Source organism: Eubacterium uniforme (assembly GCF_900167115.1).
Taxonomy (GTDB): Bacteria; Bacillota; Clostridia; order Lachnospirales; family Lachnospiraceae; genus Eubacterium_S; species Eubacterium_S uniforme.
In genome coordinates, this window is record NZ_FUXZ01000011.1 from 26600 (window position 1) to 45557 (window position 18958).

Below are 18958 nucleotides of genomic sequence, written 5' to 3' on the forward strand. Positions count from 1 at the left end.
AACTCCACCTCTCAATCTCCCAAAGATATGTTAGTATCGTTTTGATACTAACTGTCAATCACCTCATCCACACCTCATACCCCTGCCTTCTTGCAAAATCGTACACTGGTTGCATATTCTTACTTAATATATTTATAAACTCCTCTTTTGAATTACCCTTGCGATATAATTGTGATTTATATGTTTTAAGTTCTGACTCATGTTCTTTGATAGCGTTCTTAATTTCTACTTTTGATGCATTTGCTGCCAAATTACTTATTTCCGATAGTTTAAGTATCGCTCTTTCTAGTCCATCACGAACTTCTCCATCTGCCTGCATACCACTTAGATGTATATGAAACTCTCGTACCGAATACCAAGCATTCGCTATCATCTCATCTATTACATCATTAAATGTTGTTTCACTTACACCTTCATCAATTTTGTGTACTATCGCTTCTAGCCAATAGAACTTATAACAATACGAAGGATCCTTTAACATATGCGAAAAACCTTCTATGTCTAATGTGTTGTAATAATCCCCTGTTATGGTTAAATCATAATCTTCACCAACAAAAATTTGACTATTCACTTTATCACTCCAATAATCTAAAAACTAATAATCTACCTTCTGTTTTCGTCCCAAAATCATATAAATATTATACCACTTCCCCCCTATATTTTCACTCCTCCACACAAAAAATCCACTATAATTTGGCACTTAAATTATAGTGGATTTTATCTTTTTTATTTCTTGTGTATGTACACTAATTATTCTTATAAAAGTTTACTTTTATATCATATATTTGGCTCTTTGTAAAACTATTCATCGTAGAATAAAAAAGATACTCTAAAGGACAATTAGCCGATTTATTATTTTTAATAATAACATCGTATTTGTATTTATCATAAAAAAGTCTTATTTCATAATTACCATTTCTATCTGTAGTTACTTTGTTATAGCCATTATGTTCAATTATATTATGTTCAATTTGAAACATCACTGGAATATTCGAAAATGCTCTTCCTAATGGATCTGTTACCCTACCTTTAATAGTAATGCCTTCAACAAGCGTAAGCTTATATGACATAGTAATTTTCTTATCCTTAGGTGTTAATGCACTAACGGTAATATTATACACTCCCGGTTTAACATCTTTTGTTTTATCAACAACCGTAATTCCACCATGTGAATTTATTTGAGTATTATCAGGAAGACCAACTGCTTTATAATCCTTCAAATCAAAATAATAAAGTTTTCTATCTCCACCAGCTATTATAACAGAAGGACTGTAATCATCTGTATTATTCATATTAACACCATCATTTCTCTCATCATATTTATAAGCTAGAGTTTTAAAATCAAATGTTTTTTCAACAATTGTGTCCTTATCTCCTACTAGCATATGAATATTTATATAAACCTTTCTTCCCTTAGCATCTTCAACAGAAACCTTTACAATATGGTCATTTAATATGCTCTCGCATCTTCCTTTCAAGTTGTAATCATCTACCATAATTCCTTTTGGTAAATTTGAATAATTAATTTTTATTGGATAAGTTAATGGAAAACAATTCACATAATCTCTTATATCGACATAAAAACTATGTCCTACCATATTAGTCAAATATTCATCTATCGAATCATCTTCAAAAAAGGACTGATTGTAATGTGTATCAATATATATTTCTTTATTATTTAATCCCTTAATTTTACATATTTCAATCTTCACATATGAATTAAATTTAACCAAGTCTTTTATAACAACTTCATAATGAATATTATCGTTTGTATTAACACCAAGAATTTCATTACTAACTACAGTTTTGCTATTGGGTAAGAATTTATAAGTAACTATAAAATCTTTGTAATCAAGCGCACACTTATCACTTAATTCTACGTTAAATGCATTTAAACTACGCACACTTATTTTTTTAATTGAAACTTTAGGTTCATTAACTGAAACCATACATTTAGCTTGTTTATTACTTCCATCTGTTGACTCAACTGTAATAATAGTACTACCAGTTCCACATGCTTTTATCTTTCCATTTTCGCTTACAGTAGCCACACTTTTATCACTTGATGTATATTTAAGTACTTTACTAACATTTTTAGAAGGCTTAATGCTTGCTTTTAATAAAAATCGTTTTCCTTTTTTTAGACTAACTTTATTTCTATTTAATTTGATTTTATTAACGGCCTTTTTATAAACAACAACATTTATCGTAGTCTTAATCTTCGGATTGCTTTTTAAAGATACTGTAATTTTTGTCTTACCACTCTTTATTCCTTTAACCGTAGCATTTGCTGATACTTTTGCAATCTTCGGATTATTAGATTTAAATTTAACCTTTTTATTTTTATGTTTCCTAACAACTGTTTTTAATTTAACTTTCTTGCCTTTAGCCACCCTAACTATCCTACCAGATGGTGCACTTATCTTTATATCATTAACCTTAGCCTCCGCTTTTATGGACATTGCACATGTTATGATAAGAGTTGCAACGCATACACCACATACTTGTACTAATTTCTTATTAATCTTCATGCTATACTCCTTAAAACCTATGAGTCTTTTCTATAAAATCTATTTTTTAAATTACATATTTGATCCTTTTCAAATACATTTTGATATGATACATACGAATGCTCAAATGAACTTTCATATATATCATAATTACCTGGTTTTAATCTAACCATATACTCGCCGTTACTATTAGTATATATACCCACATTTGCATATGAAGAATTATTATACTCATAATTCTTATTAAAATATATTTCGCTATCAGCGCATGGACTTCCATCAGCGTAGGTATACTTACCCTTAACTATAATACCATCTGTTAATGTTAATCTATATGGTATCTCAAGCTTTTTATTATTTTTCGTTGTAAAGCTAATTGTTATATTATAAACGCCTGCTTTAACTTCCTTATCATAATCTTCAACTATTATTTCTCCATCGTCAGTCATAATAACATTTTCTGGAAGTCCCGTTGCTTTATAGTCTGAAGCTTCTAAATAATTATAAGATAAAATGCTATATGAATATACTCTTCCACTTACAATAACAATTGGTGTATAATTCACTTCACCATTTAATCCATGTTCAAAACTATCTTTATGCGGTTTATATGTAAGACATGTTTTATTTATCGCTTTACCATAATCATTAGATGAATCTGAAATATAAAAATATACATTTATCTGCAAAGTTCTTCCAATAGCATCCTTTCCAGTAATAACCATCTTATGACCATTAAGTCCTTTTATACATTTACCTTTAATAACTACAAATGGAGCATCAGCACCATATGATCTATCTTCTGAATTTAATAAAGAATTAACCACTCTAACACTTAATCCTTCAGGAACATTATATGTTGATATTTCTAATGGAGCCGAGTATGAAAGTGGGATAAAATAACCCTTTGAGTCATCACCAAATGCTATCGATTTATCAATCTCCGATCCTACTTCTCCCATAATATATCTATCAACCATTGTATCATTAATACAAGAATTAAACGCATAATCAGAATCGATTCTAATCACCTTTTCCTTAACTCCAGAAAGTCCATTAATTTTAACCTTAACCATTGAATTATAATCAAGGAAATTATATGCATCAAACTTAAAGTACGAATTGTATTCCATATTAGCTAGAGCAATCTCATAATGTATATTATCAACTGTATTAATACTCTCAATATACAATCTTTGTGTAATCTTTCCATCTTCTATATAATATTTAAAAACTTCGAAATCATCATAATCAAGTTTTTTTGCACAAGTAAGTTCAACATCTAGAGCATATTTACATCTCACTTTTACATTCTTAATTCCAATAAGTTTATTAGAATTCTCTATGTTTTTCTTTGTAACTGTAACCTTACAGACAGCCTTCTTGTTGCTTCCATCCGTTGTCTTAACTGTTATCTTTGCACTTCCAGCAGCAACTGCCTTAATAACACCTTTCTTTGTTACTATAGCAACATTTTTATTACTTGATGTATATTTTAAAACCTTACTAACATTTTTATTTGGCGTAATCTTAGCCTTTAATTTACACTGTCCACCTGCACTTAGATTTATTTTTTTCTTATTAAGTTTAATATTCTTAACTGCATTTTTATATACAACAACTTTAATTGTATTTTTTATCTTAGGATTATTCTTTGATTTTACAGTGATTTTTGTCTTTCCATTCTTAATCCCACTCACAACACCTTTTACATTAACCTTTGCAATCTTAGGATTACCAGACTTAAATGAAACCTTTTTATTCTTTAACTTTTTAACAATTGTTTTTAGCTTAACCTTCTTACCCTTAGCAACCTTAACTGTTTTACCAGAAGGCGCCATAAGCTTTATATTGTTAAGTGACTTAGCCTCAGCCTTCATAGATATGACACCCGTTATTGCAAGTGCCATCGCAAGTGTAGTAATTACTCTCCCTAAATTCTTTTTTCTTTTCATAATTCCTCCAATTTCTTTTAAACAATGATTATATATTTCTTATTTTCCTTATGAAATTATAACATATATACCTATATATTACAAAAAACGCCAGCCCTAAAAGGCTGGCGTTAAAATTAATATTATTTTATCTTAGTTATATAAATCTTTTCTCTTAGAGAAATAAACAAAATTAAGAGCAACCATAATAATACCAATAATAATTGTTGTAGTATACTGTGATTTTAATGGTGATAAATCAACAAGAGATGAAACTTTTTCAGTAGCTTTTGTAACAGCACTTAAATAATACATAGCTGAAATAGCATTAACAGCATAAAGTGCAATAACTCCAATTGGTCCAAGCTTCTTGAACTTAATTAAGGATACTGCAGCAATAATAGCTATAACTGCCATAACTAAGCATAATACTGCATATGTTCCATCAGCTGTTTTCATAGATGGAAACATATCATATACATCATCCTTAACATTACCATACTGCGCTCCTGACTTTAACATTGCATAAGAACCAAAATTCAAGATTGCTGATAACCATAGCATAAAGTAAGCTAAAAACTTATGCCATTTCATTTTTCCTTCAAAATTTCCCATTATTTTACGACATATCTTTCAGATATGCTCTCCTTTCTTATTGTGAGTATTTTTAAACTCCACAAAAGATAATATCATATAAGAAACGAATTTACAATATGAAAATTTTTATCAAATAATTACAATAAGGGTATATCAAAAGATATACCCTTATAAACATATATAACTAAATATCTATTTTTTCAAGTCTATCAAGCCATTCCTTAGCAACAGCATCACTAGGCATTCTTAAATCTCCTCTTGGAGAAACTGCTACCGAACCAACCTTAGGTCCATCTGGAAGACAACTTCTCTTAAACTGCTGTGCAAAGAATCTCCTGTAAAATACTTTAAGCCATTTTAGAATAACTTCTTTATCATAAGCCTCAGAACCTTTTACTTCATTAGGTTTAGCAAATGCATGACATGCAAGGAAGTAAACTTTTTCAGGACTAAATCCAAATCTTAATGCATAATACAAGAAGAAATCATGAAGTTCATATGGTCCAACTAAATCTTCTGTTTTCTGTGAAATCTTACCATCTTCTGGTGGTAATAATTCTGGACTAACCGGAGTATCTAAAACATCTTTTAATACATCTGATAAACCTTTATCGTCGCATGTATCTGCATAGAATCTAACAAGATGTCTAATTAAAGTTTTAGGAATTCCACCATTAACACCATACATTGACATATGATCTCCATTATAAGTTGCCCATCCAAGAGCAAGTTCAGATAAATCGCCTGTACCAATAACTAAACCATTATACTTATTAGCAAGATCCATTAAAAGTAATGTTCTGTATCTAGCCTGACCATTTTCATATGTAACATCATGGTTATCTAAATCATGATTAATATCCTTAAAATGCTGTGTAACACCATCTACAATACTGATTTCCTTGAATGTTGCACCAATACTATTAATAAGTGAAACTGCATTTGTATAAGTTCTATCAGTAGTTCCAAATCCCGGCATTGTAACAGCTATAATGTTCTTTCTATCAAGACCAAGTCTGTCAAATGCGTTAGCTGTTGCTAAAAGTGCAAGAGTTGAATCAAGACCTCCTGATATACCAACAACAGCACACTTACAATTTGTATGCTCCATTCTCTTTTTTAATCCCATGGCCTGAATTGTGATAATCTCTTCGCATCTATCATCTCTATCCTTACCACTCTTAGGAACAAATGGCATACTATCAATCTTTCTGTCAAATCCAGTAATGTTACTTACATCAATATCAAATTCAATAGTTGTATATTTGTCTTGATCCTTTGTAGCAAACGACTTAATTCTACGTCTCTCATTAGCTATCTTTTGTAAATCAAGATACGAAACAATCATTCCTTTTTCAAATCTCTTAGACTCAGCAATAATTCGACCATTTTCTGCAATCAAATTATGTCCTGGGAAAACAACATCCGTTGTTGATTCACCTTCACCTGCATTTGCGTATATGTATCCACATAAACACTTAGCTGACTGCATTGATACTAGTTTTTTTCTATAATCCATCTTTCCAGTAGTTTCATTACTTGCTGAAAGATTTGCAATTACAGTTGCACCAGCAAGAGCAAGTCTTATACTTGGTGACATAGGTGCCCATAAATCCTCACAGATTTCAACACCAAAAACAAACTCAGGCATGCTTGTACATTTAAATAACATATTAGTACTAAACCAAGCCTCCTGTTCATCACCAGGATCACCAGGATCAACATATCCATAAATATCTACACCTGATGTAAAATGTCTGCTTTCATAAAATTCAGAATAATTTGGAATGATACTCTTTGGTACAAAACCAAGAATCTCTCCCTTACAAACAACAGCAGCAACATTATATAATACGCCATTAAATACAAGAGGAAGACCAACTATACTAACCATTTCCATGTCTTCTGTTTCTTTTACGATTTTAAGAAGAGCCTTCTTAGCCATATCCAATAATGAATCCTGCAAGAATAAATCTTCACAAGTATATCCTGTAATACTTAATTCAGGAAAAACAATCATGGAAACTTTCTGATCATTAGCCTCTTTAATTAGTTTAATAATCTCATCTGCATTATACATGCAGTTACCAACCTGAATCTTAGGTGTAGCTGCTGCTACTTTTAAAAAGCCATAATTCATAAAATAACTCCTTCCCCCATTTTAATCTAAATCGAGGACGTCACTCATATCATACATACCCGGCTTTTGATCCTTAAGGAAATGAGCTGCTGCAATACTCCCCTTAGCAAATACAGCCTTTGAATAAGCAGTATGCTTAATTTCAATCACTTCATCAGTACCAGCATAGAAAATCTCATGTTCTCCAACTATAGTACCGCCTCTCATTGCACTAATACCGAGTTCTTTCTTATCACGTTTTTGTCTTCTATCATGTCTGTCATAAATATAGTCATATCTATTATCAGCAGCATCATTGATACAATCTGCAAGTGCAAGAGCTGTACCACTTGGTGCATCAAGTTTTAAGTTATGATGTTTTTCAATAATTTCAATATCATAACCTTCATCAGCTAAAAGCTTAGTTGCAAGATTTAAAATCTTCATTAAAGCATTAATACCAATTGACATATTAGCAGATCTAAGAATTGGTATTTGCTTTGATGCTTCATTAACTTTAGCTAACTGTTCATCTGAAAGACCTGTTGTACAAAGTACTACTGGAAGTTTTTTCTCAACAGCAGCTTCAATCATACCATCAACTGCAGAAGCATTTGAAAAATCAATAATAACATCTGCATCAACATTACAATCTTTCATAGTTTTATATACTGTATAACTATTAGCCTTATTATTAAAAACATCGACACCTGCAACTATTGTTGCGTTCTCATCTTTTTCTACTAAGTCGGATATTACTCTGCCCATATGACCATTACAGCCATGCATAATAATCCTTGTCATCTAACGCACCTCTTTTCTCAAATTTCTATAAAATACCATAATCTTTCATTGCTTTTGTAAGTCTTTCCTTGTTAGCATCCTCCATCTCTGTAAGAGGTCTTCTAACAGGACCTGACTCCCAACCTAAAATATTCATAGCAGCTTTAACTGGAATTGGATTAACTTCACAGAAAAGTGCATTAATTAATTCTATTGATTCAAGCTGCATATCACATGCTTTTTTAACATCACCATCAAGATATGCTCTAACCATATCATGTGTCTGTGTTGGAGCAACATTAGATAATACAGAAATAACACCCTTTCCACCAAGTGAAAGTAATGGGATAATCTGATCATCATTACCTGAATAAATATCAATGCAACCATCAGCAATTGAAGCAAGTTTTGCAACCTGTGAAATGTTACCTGATGCTTCTTTTATTGCAACTACATTTTTAACTTCTTTTGCAATTCTTACAGCTGTTTCTGGTAAGATATTACAACCTGTTCTACTTGGAACATTATACATAATAATTGGAATATTAACTGCATCAGAAATATCTTTGTAGTACTGATATAAACCGTTCTGTGTGCATTTGTTGTAATAAGGTGTAACACATAAAAGTCCGTCAGCACCTGCTTCTTCTGCAGCTTTACTAATATGAATAGCTTCAGCTGTACTATTTGAACCTGAACCAGCTACTACAGGAACTCTACCCTTTGTTACTTCAACTGCATATTTGATACATTCAATATGCTCTTCATGAGACATAGTTGATGACTCACCTGTTGTACCACAGATAATAATAGCATCTGTTCCTTTTTCAATCTGATCATTAATAATTGCACCTAATTTTTCAAAGTTAATTGAAAAATCGTCGTTCATTGGTGTAATAATAGCTACACCTGCTCCTTCAAAAATTGCCATAATAAATGGACCTCCTAATATTATATTATTTAGTACATTTATAGAGGATTTCATATCTTTATTAGGAGATTAGAAACTTCCGACCATGTCGGTATTCTAATCAACAAAAGGCTTACCGCATAATGGGTAAGCCTTGTAATAACATCATAATTAAAGATACTACTGTAGCGCCCCATCAATTGCTTGATGACAGTCATAAGATTATTCACCTTATGCCCAAGAAAATGCTTCCGGTACATTCCTTTCGGCGTTGTTTCCTTTCACTTATCTTCACCTGCGTCCGGCGCATCTAATAAGTTACTAATAAATAACGCAACCTCTACTTAATACTGTATAAAACTATAACACTCTAAAAGCCATATGTCAATAGACTTTACGACTCAAATAATATGTTTTTCTATTTTATTAAATTATTTCTATTCACCAAATAATGGTGTTGAAAAATATCTTTCTGCTGTATCTGGAAGAACTGTTACAACTGTCTTTCCTTTTCCAAGTTTTTCCGCAAGTTTAAGTGCTGCTGCTACATTAGTTCCACTAGAAATACCAACCATAAGACCTTCTTCACGAGCAAGTCTTTTTGCAACATCAAGTGCTTCTTCATCTGTTACAACATATATGTCATCATAAATATTTCTATTTAATATTTCAGGAATAATTCCATCGCCAATTCCCATCTGAATATGTGTACCAATTGTACCACCAGCTAAGATAGCAGCATTCTCCGGTTCAACAGCCCAAATCTCAATGTTCGGATTCTTTTCCTTTAATACTTCACCAATACCTGTTATGGTTCCACCAGTTCCAATACCTGAGCAGAAACCATCAATAGGCTTTTCAACCTGATCTATAATTTCAAGTGCCGTACCATTAATGTGAGCCTTTGTATTATTTTCATTTTCAAACTGCTGTGGAACAAATACCTTTGGATTTTTTTCCTTCAACCTAAGGGCCATTTGAACACACTCCTCAATACATGCTCCAATATCACCAGCATCATGAATAAGTTTAACCTCTGCACCATAATGTCTTACAAGTTTTCTACGCTCTTCACTAACAGAGTCAGGCATAATAATTATTGTTCTAAATCCCATAACTGCACCAACAAGTGCTAGACCTATCCCTTGATTACCACTTGTAGGTTCAACAATAATACTATCCTTATCTATGTCACCACTAGCTAATGCCTGCTTTATCATATTATAAGCTGTTCTTGTCTTTATGGAACCCCCTACATTCAGCCCTTCCATTTTTACATAAACATCTGCACTACCTTCTTTAGGTAATTTATTAAGTCTAATCATCGGCGTATTGCCAATAGCCTCAAGTATATTATCGTATATCATAATTTCTCCATTCAGGCTTTAAATATTCATATCTTAACAGCCTTTACTATTATACATTTATTAAAATGAATTGACAACATAAAACGTAACTTTACTAACATTGATAAAACCTTTATTTTATGCTAAAATGTAGAAATGTGAGCGCATTTTTACGTTCATATTAAGAAATGCTAAATTACAAGGAGTCTAACATATAATGAAACGAGTTAAAAGTGTAGATATATTCAAAGCTATAGGAATTATTTTCATGCTTTTTTCACACACTGCGTTGTGTGATCAAATACTGGTCAGATACTTTAATTGCTTTTATATGCCAATGTTTTTCTGTATATCAGGCTATTTTTACCATGATAATTCTTTCTTGAAAGTTACAATAAAGAAAGCTAAAGCTCTATTAATACCATATTTAGGAATTGGTTTATTAGGAATCTTCATTGATTGTGTTGTGGTAAATCCTGGCGGTATCAAGATTTCATATGCTTTAGATGCGTTATTTATACATTCATATAACATACCAGTTGTTGGCGCTATTTGGTTTTTAATTGCTCTCTTTTGGGCAGAAGAAATATTTACAATATTAAAAAGAACGAATAACAAAATTATTTTCCATGTTGGATGTATTGCCATAGCCATGACAGGTTGTTCTTTAAGAAGAATCTTTTTTGCAATGCATACTGATTATGTAAGACCTATTTGGAATATTGACTCTGCAATGACAGCAGTTGGATTTATGTACATAGGTTATTTAGCATTTATGTTCAAGGATACAAAAATTGTAAAATGTGCTTTAAACCTTCCAAAGTATATTATTTTACCAATGCTCATAGTTAACATTTATTTAGCTTCTATTACTTATATTACTATGTGGGCAAATGATTATAAGAATATTCCATTGTTATGGATAAACGGTATTATGGGTTCAATCATTTGGTACAGTATCTCCAAATTGATTGACAATTCTAAGATTCTTGAAATTCAATCCTTAGGAAATCTGTTAGCGTATATTGGAAAAAACTCCATAATATTTTTATGTTGGAATCAATTAGTTTTATATGTATTCAAAAAAATACTAAGAAACAACGCAATGTGGCCTAAAACAGAAACTGAAACAAGAATATGGTTTGTTGTATTCTTTGTATTCACACTTCTTGCCTTACTTGCAATATCACATATAAACATTAGAAGAAAAGAACTTACAAAAAGATTTAAACAATACATAACAAAAAAATACGCGAGGGAAAACTAATGAAAAAAGTTGAAAATCTATTAAATTACATTGTATTTGCTGTATTAAATGTATTTTTATTCTGTATTTTATTTTCATTATTGTTTATTGATAAGAAAATAGAATACGCATGTAAAAATGATATCATAATCAGTAATATCACTCTCCTTTCATTTGGCATAGTGATTATATGGCTGATGTATTGTATATATAAAACATACATTAGAAAGCTTTTATATAAAATAAGTGATAAGAATTTTAAGATTATTACTTATGTAGCATTTGCTATTTTATTCTTAGTTCAGCTAGTAGTTGCATATTACATTTATTTCCCAACAAGATGGGATGTTGAAATATTAAGAAATTCCTCTGATATTCTTGCTACTGGCGCTAAGATGGACAGTAAATTCCCATATCAATATTATTATCTTTCATATAATAATAATGTATTTTTAGTTGTTGTTTTTACAATTATAAAATCTATATTTAATAACATAAGTTTTCTTTCTGGTGACAAGATGGTTATTTTCTTTAGCGTACTAAGTGTTAATGTTTCAGGCATTTTAACAATAAATACGGTAAACAGACTATTCAAGAAACGCGGATTAACAGTTACAGCATTTATGACATACGCTATGCTAGTTGGTTTATCACCTTGGATTATAGTAGCCTACTCTGATACATATGTTATTTTATTTACTACAGCTATCATTCATCTATATTGTGTTATTAAAACATCTAAAAGTACTGAAATTAAAAACTTGCTTCGCTGGACATTGATTTTCTTCTTAAGCGGAATTGGTTATTACATTAAACCTACTTGCTTAATTGTTTTAATGGCAATATGTATTAAAGAAATTTGGACTTTCTTATTTGCTTCATTAGAAAGTAAGAAAAAGTGCTTAAAAGTTATACCTCTTGCAATAATATCAATTCTTGCTGCAGTTTTAATTAACAAAGTAGCATGCAAATATATCGGATTCGAAAAGATTGATGATCGTACAGTTCCTTTCACACATTATGCCATGATGGGACTTAATGATGTTACTTATGGAACTTACTATAGAGATGATGTTACTTATACTACAAGTTTTAAAACTCATAATGAAAAAGTTCAGGGCAATATCAAACGTATTAAGGAAAGACTTAAAGATTTTGGTGCTATAGGTTATGCAAAACAACTTGATAGAAAGCTTTTAACAAACTATAATGACGGAACTTTTGCCTGGGGTATCGGTGGTAGTTTCTTTGAGAAGAAAGGTACTCCAAAGAATAAATTTGCTGAAAGACTTCGTTCGCTTTATTACAATGGCGAAAGAAACTTTATGAAATTCGCTTGTACTGAACATACAATTTGGCTTACAATTTTATTCTTTATCATTTTTGTAAACCTTATAAAATGGACCAAGATAAGCGATACAGAACTTGTATGTTTAATGGCTATCATCGGTATCACAATGTTCACACTTCTCTTTGAAGCTAGAGCAAGATACTTATTCCTATATAGCCCATACTATATTATTATGGCGTTAGCAGGAATGAAAGCTTTACAAGAAAAAACTAACAAATCAAAATAAATATTTTATATAACAAAACTGGCTATGATCATAATTGACCATAGCCAGTTTTATTATATCTTTAGTATATATTATTCTGTTCTAAGTGCTGTAACTGGATCTTTCTTAGCTGCCTTCTTAGCAGGAATGAATCCACCAAGTAATGTTAAAATTACACTTAAGATAATAAGTATAATTGCCCCTGATACTGGAAGGATTGCATTAACTCTAGTATTATCAGCTACTGCATGTATAATCTTATTAATTGGAATCAACAACAATAATGTAATTCCTATACCAATAAGACCTGAGCCTAAACCTATGATAAAGGTTTCTGCGTTAAATACCTGTGAGATATTCTTCTTTGAAGCACCGATAGCTCTTAAAATACCAATTTCCTTTGTTCTTTCAAGTACTGAAATGTATGTAATAATACCAATCATAATTGATGATACTACAAGTGATACTGCAACAAATGCAATAAGTACATATGAAATAACATTAATAATTGTTGTAATTGAGCTTAATAATAAACCAATAAAGTCTGTGTAAACAATCTTATCATCTTCTTTTGCTTTATCATTATAATGTTCAATTGCTTTTGAAACACCATCTTTATCTTCAAAACTATCAACATAAATATCAATCTGTGATGGAGCATCAAGACTAATTACACCAAGTTTCTTTAAGTTTTTATCAAATGAACCTGATGAAATATTATTATCATATACCCATAAGAAGAACTCATCTTCTGCTTGTTTGATATATTTATCCATAGCCTTAGCCATGTCTTTTTCATCTGTCACATCCATCTTATCCATACCCTGTGGCATCTGTGATGCATCAACACCTTCTGGAAGTTTTGAAGCATCAACACCTTCTGGTAACTTCATATCAGTTGCTTCTGGAGTTTGTGCTGCATTTGCTGAAGTTTTACCCTGCTTTGCATCTTTAGCATCTCCACCCATATTCTGATACTGTGATAAATCTACACCAAGACTTGTCATATATCTTGTAAGAAGATCTGACTTTTCTGTGATACCAAGATTATTAATATACTTCTTAGCATCTTCAATCTTAATCTTGTTATCATCTGGTTCAAATGTCATACCATTAAGAATGTTAACACCTTCTGATGCTCTCTGTTCTTTAACTACTTCTGAAGCATCTGTATATTCAATAATTTTATTTGTAAGCGCCTGTGTATATGCAATTGGTTTAGAAAGAACCTGATTATCATCACTATCCTTTTCTTTAATTACACCACTTACTTTAACTTTAATTGCTTTATCAAGAACTTTTTTAATCTGATCAACATCTTTTCTAATGTTATCGTAAGTTCCCTTATCGTTCTTCTGATAATAATCACAGAATGGAACAATATAGAATTCTCTACCAATAATCTGATCGTATTCAATCTTTTGGCTCTTAAGTTCTAACTTTTCACCAGCATCAAGTTTCTTTGTAAGTTCTTTATACTCACTTGATGGTAAGATACCAAGTCTATATAAAACAGAAAGTGCGATCTCATTATTATCATTTATAACAACTACAACATCTTCTGCTGACTGTGGTAAGTTACCACTTACTACTTTATAATTATCTTCAATAACTTTTGAATATAATTTACCTTTTTTACCAGGAAGCATCATGCCAAAGTAGTTTTCTCCTGGAGCATCTTCATCCATACCACCAAATGATACGCTCATTCCACTTTTACCAGTTAAGGCATTACCCATACTTCCTTCTTCATTAATAGTACTACCATCTGCATTTACAAGATTACCATCTTTATCATATGAGAATACATCAAATCTTGTGTCGTAACTATAAACTACACCGTTATCACCAATGTATTTATTAATTTCACTCTTCTTATCATCAATGTATTTCTTAAATGCAGTAAGGTTATTCTGTGAAATACTACTACTTACTGATGATAAATGATTAAACTCAGTTGGATTTCCATAAACAGCATCTGATTTATGTTTAACAGCATCCCTTTCAGCATCATCTGAGTTTTCCTTAATCATAGATGTTAAGTCAAACGCAGTTTCTGAAATACTTATAGGATAAGATGTCATTGTATCTCTCTGAATATCATTAATATATGTGTTAACACCATTCGATAATGAAAGAATAAGTGCAATACCTATAATACCGATTGATCCAGCAAATGATGTAAGAATTGTTCTACCTTTCTTAGTTCTTAAGTTATTAAAACTTAAACCAAGAGCAGTTCTTCTAGTCATCTTTGTTCTAGACATCTTCTTATGCTCTGCTTCCTTAGCATCTTTTACTTCAAATGGATTTGTATCACCTGTAATCTTTCCATCTTTAAGTTTTACAATTCTAGTAGCATATTCTTCTGCAAGTTCAGGGTTATGTGTAACCATAATAACAAGTCTGTCTTTAGCTACTTCATTAAGAAGATTCATAACCTGAATACTTGTTTCTGAATCAAGAGCACCTGTAGGTTCATCTGCAAGCAAGATATCAGGATCATTAACTAACGCTCTTGCAATTGCAACTCGCTGCATCTGACCACCTGATAACTGATTTGGTCTCTTATGAATATGTTCCTTAAGACCTACCTTTTCAAGTGCATCTTTTGCTCTCTGTTTACGTTCCTTTCCTGATACACCAGAAATAGTAAGAGCTAACTCAACATTTGCTAATACTGACTGATGTGGAATAAGATTATAACTTTGGAATACAAAACCAATTGTATGGTTTCTATATGCATCCCAATCCTTATCTTTGTATTTCTTTGTAGAAATTCCATTGATTACGAGATCACCACTATCGTATCTGTCAAGACCACCAACAACATTAAGAAGTGTTGTCTTACCTGAACCAGATGGACCTAAGATTGCAACAAATTCATTATCTCTGAAATTAACAGAAACATTATCAAGTGCAACCTGGGTAAGCTCGCCTGTTACATACTTTTTACAAATATTCTTTACTTGTAACATACTTCCCTCCATATTTTTTGTTCAAAAATGTCCCATTGGACTATTACATAAATAATTTCCTTAAATGTATATTAATTGTTAAAAAATATACATTCTCAAGTTAGGATTATACTATACCCTTTATTCCTTTGCAATATATTTAATCTTACATTTGTGTAAGATTAAGAAAAGCATACCATAAACGGTATGCTTTATACTTATATTTTATTTGTCTTTATTGTGATTTTAAACATAAAAAAGCTGCATTGCATTGCAATACAGCTTTCTATTACTTATTTAACTTTTACTTCTTTTACCATGAAATCATATGAATAAGTTTTTAACTGATTTCCATCAATATCTTTAACATATGTGTAAACCTTAACATATAATTTCTTTTTATTTTTAAATTTCTTTAAGTTTACTTTAACCAATGGTTTTTTTGATTTAAAAGTAACAGGTTTAATATCATTTAAAGCATTTATCTCAGTTGAATAAACTTTCACTGCATAACCTTTTACTTTCTTAACTTTCTTTAATGTAATATTTAATGTGTTTCCATTTTTCTTTGTTTTCTTAATCTTTGTTGCCTTTGGATAATCTTTCCATAAACGTATTTTCTTTACTAATTTTGTAGCCTTTACTTCTGGGAAAGACTTTAACAATCCAATGCATAACTTATTATTCTTAGTGAATGAAAAATAACCATTTCCTAAATATTCTCTTACCTTAATTTCATCATTATTTTTAAATACATTATTTCCATCTAAATCGTAAAATCCGGCAACTTCATATTCATATTCACCCGAATCTGCATAACTGAAAGTAACACTAAACACATTTAAATCTTCATAAAATCTAATATCTCTACTATTAAACTTACTATTTTTGCTCTTAATATTCATTTCCTTTGTTTTGCCTGATTCTAAATCAACAATATAAATAGTACCACTACCATATTCACTACTAATCAACGCACGTTTTCCATCTGTATCTGAAAAAACAATACAAGATTCTTCTCCCATATCAAAATTCCAGTCAAAAGATTTAATCATTGTTCCAGTTGCATTATACAATTCAAATTTATTAGATGCACTATTTACAGCATAACAATTATTATAAAAATGAATATTATCTTTACTAGTAGCTATTTCTTTTCCATCTTTGTTACTTATTGTTCCATTTGCTGCATTTTGAACCAAATTAAATTTCACTAAATTATTTTTAAAATTTTCTTCTTTAAAATCTGTTTCATCTATTCCTTCATCGAAATAATAATTAAATAATTTATATTCCTTAATTACAGAAATTAAATCAGATCTATTTTTAATCTTTTTTACTACCTTACCTTTACTATCAAAAATACGATAATCATATTTCTTTTTTAATCTAGCTAAAATATAATTATCATCTATATTATATACCCTTGTTACCTTTGTATTTGCTAGTTTCATACTATTTGAATATAAGTAATTTCTAGCAAATACACATCCATTACTTAAAACTTCTATATCTTCACTTGTATAATCTACAATCTTTTTTCCATCAATTCTAAATAATGCCTGTTTTTCATGACCTGTAACGTTTTTATCTTTTCTTCTTTCAACAGTATACTTATCGTTTTTCAAAACAATATTTGCATATTTATCATTAAAATTAAAAACTTTTATTATCTTAAATCCATCAAGTATTCCTTTCCCATTTTCTGTAACATTTGCTGTTTGAATAGTCTGTGCAGCCTGTGTATCTGCATTTACACTAACATAATTATCACATCCGCATCCAAGACCTGCCAACATAGCTGTTGATAAAACTAATGCTGCCGCTTTATTCATTTTTTTCATTTCTTTACCTCCTAGTTTATATGAAAATTTTTCCTTTCATACTAAACACAATCCAAAACAAAAAAAAGTCACAGTTCGCAAAATTATTTTTTACATTCTGTCTATCAATATGGTATTTAGAACTATATTATTATAGCCGCTTACACGCCGTCAACACATAAAAAGGCTCTGAATACCATAAAGGTAGACAGAGCCCTGAAATGAAATGTATAAAAATATATTTTTGATTGATATACGGATTGCTACATTGCTATCGCAATTTTCGCAATCCTAGAACCATTCGAAATCCGCTATTTTACTGCGTAAAATGCTACTTTCTCATGGTTCGGCGTGTCATAAAGTCAAAATGCTTCTTATGCAAGCATAAATGCATTTTGACCTTTGACACTTATATCATTTTATTCGTATTCTACTACGTTAACCCATTTATGTAAGAAATCTCTTTCTTCCTGACGACCCTTAACTGACTGTGAAGCAGCTACGATTGGAAGCCATTTCTGAACATACTGTTTAGCTGTATCGCTCTTCTTACAGAAGATATCAAGATACTTATTAGCCATTTCTTCACTATGATTTAATGAGAATAATAAGTATGATCTAGCAACATCAGCTGATGCATTACCCTGAGTAGCATGTGCCCAGTCGATAACATAAGCTGTACCATCTTTTGTGATGATTACGTTACTTGGTCTAAAGTCACCGTGACAAACCTTGTTGTGCTTTGGCATACCTTCAAGTCTTGTATGAAGGTCATAACGTGTTGTAGCATCAAAGTCTGTCTCGCTAATCTTTCTATACATCTTATCCTTAAGTTTTCCTAAAAGAGGAGACTTCTTGCTGTGAATTTCAAGCTGAATATCTACGAATAAGTTAAGATATTCGTCAATCTTATCTGGATTTTCATCCATGAGCTGACTAAGTGTCTTACCTTCGATAAAGTCAGTAACGATAGCCCACTTGCCATCAATTGATGTTACCTGTCTAATCTTAGGAATGTTAAGACCTGTTTCTTCAACTCTTGCTGTATTCAATGCTTCATTTAAAATGTCAGCTTTTGAATAACTTTCATCAAATACTTTAATTGCAGCATCGCCATCGCGATATACTTTTTTCTGTGCTCTAACAGCAACTACATTACTTAAATCCATAACTTACC

Annotated in this window: 13 protein-coding genes and 1 riboswitch; of the genes, 2 read left to right on the top strand and 11 right to left on the bottom strand. The window is 30.9% G+C overall.

Translation table 11 applies throughout. The annotated features are described in order from the left end of the window. Positions 1-58 precede the first annotated feature (58 nt). From B5D16_RS12685 to cysK, 8 genes are all read right to left on the bottom strand, one after another. Positions 59-571 carry a hypothetical protein gene (locus tag B5D16_RS12685; protein WP_078766689.1) on the bottom strand — a complete coding sequence of 171 codons (513 nt, stop codon included), beginning with the start codon at positions 569-571 and terminating at the stop codon, positions 59-61. Between the two features lie 175 nt (positions 572-746). Beyond that, positions 747-2531 (bottom strand): Ig-like domain-containing protein, encoded by a 1785-nt coding sequence (locus tag B5D16_RS09165; RefSeq protein WP_078766690.1) that lies wholly within the window; start codon positions 2529-2531, stop codon positions 747-749. 17 nt (positions 2532-2548) lie between these two features. Next, positions 2549-4465 (bottom strand): Ig-like domain-containing protein, encoded by a 1917-nt coding sequence (locus tag B5D16_RS09170; RefSeq protein ID WP_078766691.1) that lies wholly within the window; start codon positions 4463-4465, stop codon positions 2549-2551. Positions 4466-4597: 132 nt separating this feature from the next. Continuing rightward, the gene (locus tag B5D16_RS09175; RefSeq protein WP_078766692.1) at positions 4598-5059 is read right to left on the bottom strand and encodes a hypothetical protein; all 462 of its coding nucleotides are present in this window, start codon (positions 5057-5059) and stop codon (positions 4598-4600) included. A 166-nt stretch (positions 5060-5225) separates the two neighbouring features. Next, the gene (locus B5D16_RS09180) at positions 5226-7181 is read right to left on the bottom strand and encodes an NAD(+) synthase (RefSeq protein WP_078766693.1); all 1956 of its coding nucleotides are present in this window, start codon (positions 7179-7181) and stop codon (positions 5226-5228) included. Between the two features lie 21 nt (positions 7182-7202). After that, positions 7203-7964, bottom strand: coding sequence for a 4-hydroxy-tetrahydrodipicolinate reductase (dapB, locus tag B5D16_RS09185; RefSeq protein ID WP_078766694.1), 762 nt, complete (start codon positions 7962-7964; stop codon positions 7203-7205). A 25-nt stretch (positions 7965-7989) separates the two neighbouring features. After that, positions 7990-8874 carry a 4-hydroxy-tetrahydrodipicolinate synthase gene (dapA, locus tag B5D16_RS09190; protein WP_078766695.1) on the bottom strand — a complete coding sequence of 295 codons (885 nt, stop codon included), beginning with the start codon at positions 8872-8874 and terminating at the stop codon, positions 7990-7992. A 157-nt stretch (positions 8875-9031) separates the two neighbouring features. Continuing rightward, positions 9032-9204: riboswitch (Lysine riboswitch) on the bottom strand. Between the two features lie 86 nt (positions 9205-9290). Next, positions 9291-10220, bottom strand: a complete 930-nt coding sequence (cysK, locus tag B5D16_RS09195) for a cysteine synthase A (protein WP_078766696.1) — start codon at positions 10218-10220, stop codon at positions 9291-9293. Between the two features lie 196 nt (positions 10221-10416). Between cysK and B5D16_RS09200 the strand changes: the two genes are divergently transcribed. Both B5D16_RS09200 and B5D16_RS09205 read left to right on the top strand, forming a co-directional pair. Beyond that, positions 10417-11466 (top strand): acyltransferase family protein, encoded by a 1050-nt coding sequence (locus tag B5D16_RS09200; protein WP_078766697.1) that lies wholly within the window; start codon positions 10417-10419, stop codon positions 11464-11466. Then, a complete protein-coding gene (locus B5D16_RS09205) occupies positions 11466-13022 on the top strand; it encodes a glycosyltransferase family protein (RefSeq protein ID WP_078766698.1) in 1557 nt (518 codons plus the stop codon). Before B5D16_RS09200 ends, B5D16_RS09205 begins: the two co-directional genes overlap by 1 nt. A 71-nt stretch (positions 13023-13093) precedes the next feature. Here the strand turns inward: B5D16_RS09205 and B5D16_RS09210 are convergent, their stop codons facing one another. From B5D16_RS09210 to B5D16_RS09220, 3 genes are all read right to left on the bottom strand, one after another. After that, positions 13094-15979, bottom strand: a complete 2886-nt coding sequence (locus B5D16_RS09210) for an ABC transporter ATP-binding protein/permease (RefSeq protein ID WP_078766699.1) — start codon at positions 15977-15979, stop codon at positions 13094-13096. Positions 15980-16251: 272 nt separating this feature from the next. Further along, positions 16252-17802, bottom strand: coding sequence for a hypothetical protein (locus B5D16_RS09215; RefSeq protein ID WP_078766700.1), 1551 nt, complete (start codon positions 17800-17802; stop codon positions 16252-16254). A 398-nt stretch (positions 17803-18200) separates the two neighbouring features. Then, entirely contained in the window at positions 18201-18950 is a 750-nt protein-coding gene (locus B5D16_RS09220) for a phosphotransferase family protein (protein WP_078766701.1), read from the bottom strand. Positions 18951-18958 lie beyond the last annotated feature (8 nt).